This window comes from Streptomyces sp. NPDC043878, from assembly GCF_056435735.1.
This window is the reverse complement of sequence record NZ_JBWKDW010000009.1, coordinates 39,834-47,190: the sequence shown is the minus strand read 5'-3', so window position 1 is coordinate 47,190 and position 7,357 is coordinate 39,834. Positions and strand designations below refer to the sequence as shown.

The 7,357-nt window shown below is 75.5% G+C and carries 5 protein-coding genes; 1 reads left to right on the top strand and 4 read right to left on the bottom strand.

Annotated features, from left to right (window positions below; translation table 11 throughout):
* Window positions 1–95: 95 nt before the first annotated feature.
* Window positions 96–1,889 (bottom strand): glycoside hydrolase family 3 protein, encoded by a 1,794-nt coding sequence (locus tag AC07AZ_RS14635; protein WP_478847461.1) that lies wholly within the window; start codon window positions 1,887–1,889, stop codon window positions 96–98.
* Between the two features lie 339 nt (window positions 1,890–2,228).
* The gene (locus AC07AZ_RS14630; RefSeq protein WP_478847459.1) at window positions 2,229–3,146 is read right to left on the bottom strand and encodes a LysR family transcriptional regulator; all 918 of its coding nucleotides are present in this window, start codon (window positions 3,144–3,146) and stop codon (window positions 2,229–2,231) included.
* A 90-nt stretch (window positions 3,147–3,236) separates the two neighbouring features.
* On the opposite strand from AC07AZ_RS14630, the gene AC07AZ_RS14625 reads away from it, so the two are divergent.
* Window positions 3,237–4,160: an EamA family transporter gene (locus tag AC07AZ_RS14625; protein ID WP_478847457.1), complete on the top strand. Its 924-nt coding sequence runs from the start codon at window positions 3,237–3,239 to the stop codon at window positions 4,158–4,160.
* Between the two features lie 518 nt (window positions 4,161–4,678).
* On the opposite strand, the gene AC07AZ_RS14620 is transcribed toward AC07AZ_RS14625, so the two are convergent.
* Entirely contained in the window at window positions 4,679–5,479 is an 801-nt protein-coding gene (locus tag AC07AZ_RS14620) for a sugar phosphate isomerase/epimerase family protein (protein ID WP_478847456.1), read from the bottom strand.
* Window positions 5,480–5,998: 519 nt separating this feature from the next.
* Window positions 5,999–7,045, bottom strand: coding sequence for a LacI family DNA-binding transcriptional regulator (locus AC07AZ_RS14615; protein WP_478847454.1), 1,047 nt, complete (start codon window positions 7,043–7,045; stop codon window positions 5,999–6,001).
* Between the last annotated feature and the right edge of the window lie 312 nt (window positions 7,046–7,357).

Genomic DNA, 7,357 nt, shown 5'->3' with positions numbered 1-7,357 from the left:
TCCGCCCCCCCCTCCCCCCCCCCCCCCCCCCCCCCCCCCCTCCCCCCGCCCCCCCCCCCCCCCCCCCCCCCCCGGCCCACCTCGCGGAGCGGCCGCTACGAGTCGTACGACAGCCCGTGTCCGACCGGGAACAGCACCCGCGCCGGATCGTCCGCCCGCGGCACCGCGACCGGCAGCCTCCCGCGCGGCGCGACCTTCCCCGCGATCACCCGCGCCGCGGCGCGCAGTTCGACGTCGGTCCAGGAGTAGGCGGCCAAGTAAGCTCGTACGGAGGGCAGTTGGGCCACGTCGTAGGGGTTGCGGACCGCGATCGCCACCACCGGCCGCCCGGTCGCGGTCAACCGCTCGACCAGTGTCTTCTGCGAGCTGGACGCGGTGACGTTGTAGGTCCCGACCACCACCGCGTCCGCGTCCCGGGCCGCCGCCACCGCCCGGTCGACGACCGCGGCGGAGGGGGTCGTGCCGGTGGACAGGGCGGTCGCGGTGAACCCGAGTTCGGTGAGGGCCGCGGCCAGCACACCGGTGGGCGGGCCGGTGGTGCCGGAGGGGGAGGCCGGATCGGCGCCCACGACGAGCAGCTTCCGGTGGGTGCGACGCGACAGCGGCAGCAGACGCCCCTCGTTGACCAGCAGGGTCGTCGTGCGCTCGGCGATCCGGTCGGCCGCCCTGAGGTGCGCCGCGGTGCCGACCGTGCGCGTGACGCCGGAGCGGCTGACGTACGGCCGCTCGAAGAGCCCCAGCCTCGACTTGAGCCGCAGGACGCGCAGCAGGGACTCGTCCAGGCGGGCCTCGGTGAGCTCGCCGTCGCGCAGGGCGGCGAGGACGGCGTGCCAGGCGACGTCCAGGGAGGGCGGGTTGAGGAGCTGGTCGGCGCCGGCCTTCAGCGCGAGCACGGGCACCCGGTCGTCGCCGTACTTGGTGCGCACGCCCTCCATCGCGAGCGAGTCGGTGACCACCACCCCGTCGTAGCCGAGCTGCCCGCGCAGGATGCCGGTCAGGATCGGGTGGGAGAGGGTCGCCGGGTCGCCGGAGTCGTCCAGCGCCGGGACCATGATGTGCGCGGTCATGATCGAGTCGATGCCGGCGGCGACCGCCGCCCGGAAGGGGACCGCGTCCAGCTTCTCCCACACCTCGCGGCTGTGGGTGATGACCGGGAAGCCGAAGTGGCTGTCGACGGCGGTGTCCCCGTGCCCGGGGAAGTGCTTGGCGGTCGCGGCGACCCCGGAGCGCTGGTATCCGGACACCTCGGCGGCCACCAGCGACGCCACCGCGCCCGGGTCCGCGCCGAAGGACCGTACGCCGATGACCGGGTTGGCCGGGTTGACGTTCACGTCGGCCACCGGGGCGTAGTCCTGCCGGATGCCCGTCGCGCGCAGTTCGGCGCCCGCGATCCGGCCGAGGGTGCGGGCGTCGGTCCGGGACCGGCCGGCGCCGACCGCCATCGCGCCGGGGAACAGGGTGGCGGGCTCGCCCACGCGTGCGACCGTGCCGTGCTCCTGGTCGGTGGAGATCAGCACCGGCAGCCCGCGCGGCTGCTCCAGGGAGGCCCGCTGGATGCCGTTGGACAGGGCGGCGATCTGGTACGGGTCACGGGTGTTGTGCGCCCAGGTGAAGTAGATGATGCCGCCGACCCGGTACTTCGCGACCAGTTCGGCGGCCGTGCGGACGCCGATCTCCGCGAGGTTGGCGTCGATGTCGGCCTGGTCGGGCGCGGTGGCCGAGTGGCCGTACACCCGCATCACGAACAGCTGGCCGACCTTCTCCTCCGGCGTCATGCGGGAGATGAGGGCGCGCAGCCGGCGGTCGTCCGCGTGCGCCGGGCCGCCGGCCGTCAGGGCCGCGGCGACACCGCCGGCCGTGGCGGCGAGAACGGTACGTCTGGAGGGCACGTGCGCTCCTTCCGGAGGTGATCCACTGAAGGAAACTGCCGAGGAGTCAGCAATAGTCGGGAAGTTTCTGCCAGTCAAGGGAGCGCGCGCACCGCTCGTCGGCCGCGTGTGCACCGCTCGTCGGCGAGGGGCCGTCACCGGCGCGGTCGGAGGGGCGCGCGCCGATGACGGCGGGCTGCCGGCCGCGGTACGGCGGAGGGGGTGGTTCGGCGGTCGCAGCCAGCAGCGAGGCCGATACCGCACCGAGGTGACTCATCCGGCAGCGTGCGCGTTGGACGAACCCGGGCCGGGGCGGGTTCCCGGGGCGGGGCCGATTCCCGCAAGTCGGTGCGCGTGGGGTCAGCGGGACGCGTGGGCCGCGACCCCGGGCCAGTGCTCCCGCAGGGTGCGCACGGTCTCCGTGATCGCCGGACGCCCCGCCGCTCCCGCCCGCCACAGCGCGTACAGCCGTCGTACGGGCACGGGGTCCAGTGGCACCTCGACCACCCCGGCGGGCAGCGGCCCGCGACCCAGGCGCGGGATGAGGGCGACCCCGAGACCGGCCGCGACCAGCGCCACCAGGGTGGGGTTCTCCTCGGCCTGGTGGACGATGTCCGGCTCGTGGCCGGCCGCGCGCAGCGTCCGCACCAGCCAGTCGTGACAGACCCGGCCGGGCGGCTGGCAGATCCACCGCTCCCCGCCCAGCTCCGCCCGCCGCACGGCCTTCCGCCCGGCCAGGGGGTGCCCCTCGGGCACGAGCAGATCGCACAGGTCGTCGCCGAGGACCGCCTGCTCCACCCCCGCCGGGGCCGGCAGCGGGGCGATGTCCCAGTCGTGCGCGACGACGAGGTCGACGGCCCCCTTCGCCACCAGGTCCACGGACAGATGCGGGTCGATCTCGGTGAGCCGGGTGTCGAGGGCGGGGTGCCGTACCGCCAGCTCGGCCAGCACGCCGGGCAGCAGACCGCGTGCCGCCGACGCGAACGCGGCGATCGTCAGCCGGCCCGACGGCACCCCGCGCCGCTGCTCAAGATCGGTCTCCGCCCGCTCCACGATGGCGAGCAACTGGCCTGCGGTGGACACCAGTTGGCGGGCCTCCGCGGTGAGCCGCACCCCGCGCCCCTCCCGCTCCAGCAGGACGGTCCTGGTCTCGCGCTCCAGCTTCGCGATCTGCTGGGACACGGCGGAGGGCGTGTAACCGAGGGCCGCGGCGGCCGCCCCCACGGTCCCGTGGACCGAGACGGCGTGCAGGGCGCGCAGACGCTGCAGATCGAGCACGGGACCTCTCGCTTTCGTTAGCGTTGCTTCATCCCACCATGCAGCAATCATCGCTGGTGCTACATGGTCTGCGCACGTGATCCTCAACGTATGCGCCCCGCACACCTCGCCCTCGCCGTTCTCGTCGCCGCCGTCTGGGGCGTGAACTTCACCGTCATCGAGATCGGCCTCGGCCACTTCCCGCCCCTGCTCTTCTCCGCCCTGCGCTTCCTGGTGGCCGCCCTCCCCGCCGTGTTCCTGGTGGGCCGCCCCACAGTGGCCTGGAAGTGGGTCGTGGCGGTCGGACTGACGCTCGGCGTGGCCAAGTTCGGGCTGCTGTTCGTCGGGATGGACGCGGGCATGCCGGCCGGCCTCTCCTCGCTCGTCCTGCAGATCCAGGCCGTGTTCACCGCCGTGATCGCGTGCGGGGTGCTGGGTGAACGCCCCACCCGTGTCCGGGTGCTGGGCATGCTGGTCGCCCTCGCGGGTATCGGCGTCGCCGCCGTCGACGAGGGTGCCTCCGGCCCGCTCGGCGCCTTCGCGCTGGTCGTCGCGGCGGCGGCCTGCTGGGGCGTGTCGAACGTCCTCACCCGCAGGGCGGCGCCCCCCGACCCCCTGAACTTCATGGTCTGGGTCAGCACCGTCCCCGTACTGCCCCTGCTGGCCCTCTCCCTGTTGACCGAGGGCGCGCACCGGGACCTGGACGCCCTGCGGGCCCTCGACTGGCAGGGCGCGGGCACGGTCCTCTACGTCGCCTGGATCACCACGGTCGGCGGGTTCGGCGCGTGGGGGTGGCTGCTGCGCCGCCATCCCGCGTCCACCGTCGCCCCCTTCTCCCTGCTCGTCCCGGTCTTCGGCATGTCGTCCGCCGCCCTGTTCCTGAACGAGCCGGTGACCCCGCTCAGATGGTGCGCGGCGGCCCTCCTGGTGGGCGGAGTCACGCTGACCTCGACCCGGGGTGGGCGACGGGAGGAAGCCGCGGGGCCGGCGCGGGTGCCGACGCCGGCGACGGAGGCTGCGGCTGTCCAACCGTGAGGGCGGGGGCCAACCCGGTACGGGCCCCGCCCGCCGCCGGGGCGGGGCCCGGCCCGGGGCAGGCCCTCGCCCGCCGCGGGCATTCGCGGCCTGCTCGCCGCCCGCGTCGGGGGTTCGGCCGCCGCCCGCGTTGGGGTTTCGGCCGCCGCGCCCTCGGGGGTTCAGTCGGCGCGCCCTCGGGGGTTCGGCCGACGTACGGACGCGGGGCTCGGCTGCCACTCGCGCTCGGGGCCAACACGCTGCCCGTGCTCGGGGCGTGCTCACCCGCCCCCGAGCTCGGGGCCTGCCCGCTGCCCGCGCTCACGATCCGGCCGACCCCGTGCTCGGGGCCTGCCCGCCGCCCGTGCTCGGGGCCTGCCGGCTGTCCCGCGCTTGCCGGTTTCCCGTGCTGGGGGCTTGGCCGTGGTGCGCCTTCGGGGGGCAGGACGGCGTGCGGACCCGGGGCTCACGTGCCGCCCGTGTTCGGGGCTCGCCGGCCGCCTACGCTCGACCCTCCCCCGTGGCGTCCGCCGGTCGGGTCAGGCCGAGTCGTTGAGGAGGCGGGACAGGTGTTCGCGGCCCGGGCCCAGCAGGCCGGGCAGCGGGGCGGCCGAGTCGTACCACCGCTTCTCGTACTCCCAGCACAGCCAGCCGTCCCAGCCGTGCCGGGAGAGGACCTCCACGCACTCGGTCAGCGGCAGCACGCCGGTGCCGAGCCGGACGGGCGTGGTGTCCTCGGCCGAGGCGATGTCCTTGACCTGGACGTAGCCGAGGGTGGGGGCGAGCGCCGCGTACGTCTCCGCGGGCTGCTCGCCGCCCAGCCAGGTGTGCATGACGTCCCAGAGCGAGCCCACCTGGTGGTGGCCGACCGGGCCGATGATGCGGATCACGTCGGCGCCCGTACGGTGCGAGTCGTGGGTCTCCAGCAGGATGCGGACCCCGAGGTCGGCGGCGTACTCGGCGGCCGTGCCCAGCCGCCGGGCCGCCGTGGCGTCGGCGTCCTCCCGGCTCTGGTCAGGGGCGCCGCCGGGGAGGACCCGGACGAACGGGGCGCCCAGGTCGCGGGCGAGGTCCAGGAGCCGGCGGATCTCCTCGATGACGGGGGCGTCCGCGCCCGGCGCGGCGACGCGCGCGTAGCCCGCCACACCGAGCAGCTCCACGCCCGCCGCCTTGAACTCGGCCGCCACATCGGCCCGTTGGGCGAGGTCGAGACCGACATGGACCGGTTCCTCGGAATGCGCGCGCAGTTCGATGCCGTGATAGCCGTACGTGGTCGCGAGCCGCAGCACCTCCGGAAGGGGAAGGCCGGGAACGCCGAGGGTGGAGAACGCCAGTTTCATGGTCCCTACTCTCACCCGTCGGCACCCCGCAGGTCCAGCGCCGGACCCGTCCGACCAGGTCCTTCCCGCGAACCCCGACCCCTACGGCCCCGGCGGGACCCGACGCGGTCCGTTTTCCGGCGCGTCTCGGACCGTCAGGCGTCGGCGGGACCTGACTCGGCGCGGTTCCCGGCGGTTCCCGGCAGGTCTCGGCTCGTCCGGCGTCGGCGGGAACCGGCGCCCTCGGCCCGGGCCAGACCGGAGACCTGCCTGGCCCGGCGAACCCCCGCCCGCCCGGCCCGGCGCGACCTCGCCCCGCCTCGCCCGGCGAACCCGACCCACCGGGCGCGACCTCGCCCCGCTTGGCCCGGCGAACCCCGCCCCGCTGGCCCGGCGCACCCCGACCCGCCCGGCCCGGCGCACCCCGACCCGCCCGGCCCGGCGAAGCCCGGCCCGCCCGGCGCACCCCGACCCGCCCCGCCCGTCGAGCCCCCACCCCGGCGACCCCGCCCCGGCCCCGCAGACCCGCGGGCCCCGCCCTCACTTCCGGGGTGCCCCGGAGGATCCCCGGACCATCAGATCCCCCCGCACCGTGGCGATCCCGCCGGGCGGTGGTTCCTCGCGGCCCATCGCGATGCGGCCGGCGCGGGCGCCCGCCTCCGCGAGGGGGAGCCGTACCGTCGTGAGGGACGGCACCGTGTCCACGCTGAACGGCAGGTCGTCGAAGCCGGCCACGGACACGTCGTCCGGGATGCGCAGCCCGGAGTCGCGCAGCGCGGCGCACGCGCCGAGGGCGACGGAGTCGTTCGCCGCCACCACCGCCGTCAGGGACGGGTCCCGGCGCAGCAGTTCGAGGGTGGCCTCGTACCCGGAGCGTCTGTCGTACCGTCCGTGCACCGTCCAGCGCGGGTCCTCCTCGATGCCGTGCGCCTCCAGCGCCGCCCGGTGGCCCTCCAGCCGGTGCCGGGTGGTCGTGCGCTCCTCGGGGCCGGTGATGTAGCCGAGGCGCCGGTGGCCCAGCCCGATCAGGTGGTCCGTGAGCTGCCGGGCACCCCCGCGGTTGTCGAAGGTGAGCGCGATCGCCCGGGTGTCGGGCGCGGGCGGGCGCCCGCACAGCACCACCCGGGTGCCGGCGTCCGCGAGTTTCCGCAGCTTCGCCGTCATCGCCGCCGCGTGCGGCAGGTTCTCCACGGCGCCGCCGGTCAGCACGACGGCAGCCGCCCGCTGCCGTTGCAGCAGCGTGAGGTAGGTCAGCTCGCGTTCCGGGGACCCCCCGGTGTTGCACACCACCGCCAGCCGCTCTCCGCCGGCCCGGCCGCCTGGCCCGCCGATCTCGGACTGGATCGCGCTCGCCATGATCCCGAAGAAGGGGTCGGCGATGTCGTTGACCAGGATGCCGACCAGGTCGGAGGTGGCCGCGGCGAGGGCGCTCGCCGGGCCGTTGAGCACGTAGTCCAGGTCGTCCACCGCCCGCAGCACCCGCTCACGGGTGGTTGCGGCGACGGGGTAGTTCCCGTTCAGCACGCGCGACACCGTCGCGGGGGAGACCTGCGCGCGGGCCGCCACGTCCGCCAGGGTCACCGTCATGTCCTCGTCCTCCGGTCGCGCATCTCGTCGCATCTCGTCGTACGTCGTCGTCCGCGGGTCCGCGGTTCCACGGCTCCCCGGGTCCGGGGCCGTACTGCCCCGGCGAGCGGACACGGACGCACAGCCGCCGCACAGTGGCGGCGGTCCGAGCAGACCTTACGGCCCCCGGCCCCCGTTGTTCGCCCCCTCGAACAACTCAACCCCGTCACGGTCTTGTCCAGACCGCTGGTCAGAGGCTAGCTTCTCAGGGGATAGAAAGCGCTTGCTGCAACGCTCATCGGGTAGGGCGGACGCGGCGCACACCCGCGCGTA

Coding starts and splice junctions, on each gene's coding strand:
- AC07AZ_RS14615 (WP_478847454.1), bottom strand. CDS start 7,045: ATGACGGTGACCCTGGCGGACGTGGCGGCCCGCGCGCAGGTCTCCCCC.
- AC07AZ_RS14625 (WP_478847457.1), top strand. CDS start 3,237: ATGCGCCCCGCACACCTCGCCCTCGCCGTTCTCGTCGCCGCCGTCTGG.
- AC07AZ_RS14620 (WP_478847456.1), bottom strand. CDS start 5,479: ATGAAACTGGCGTTCTCCACCCTCGGCGTTCCCGGCCTTCCCCTTCCG.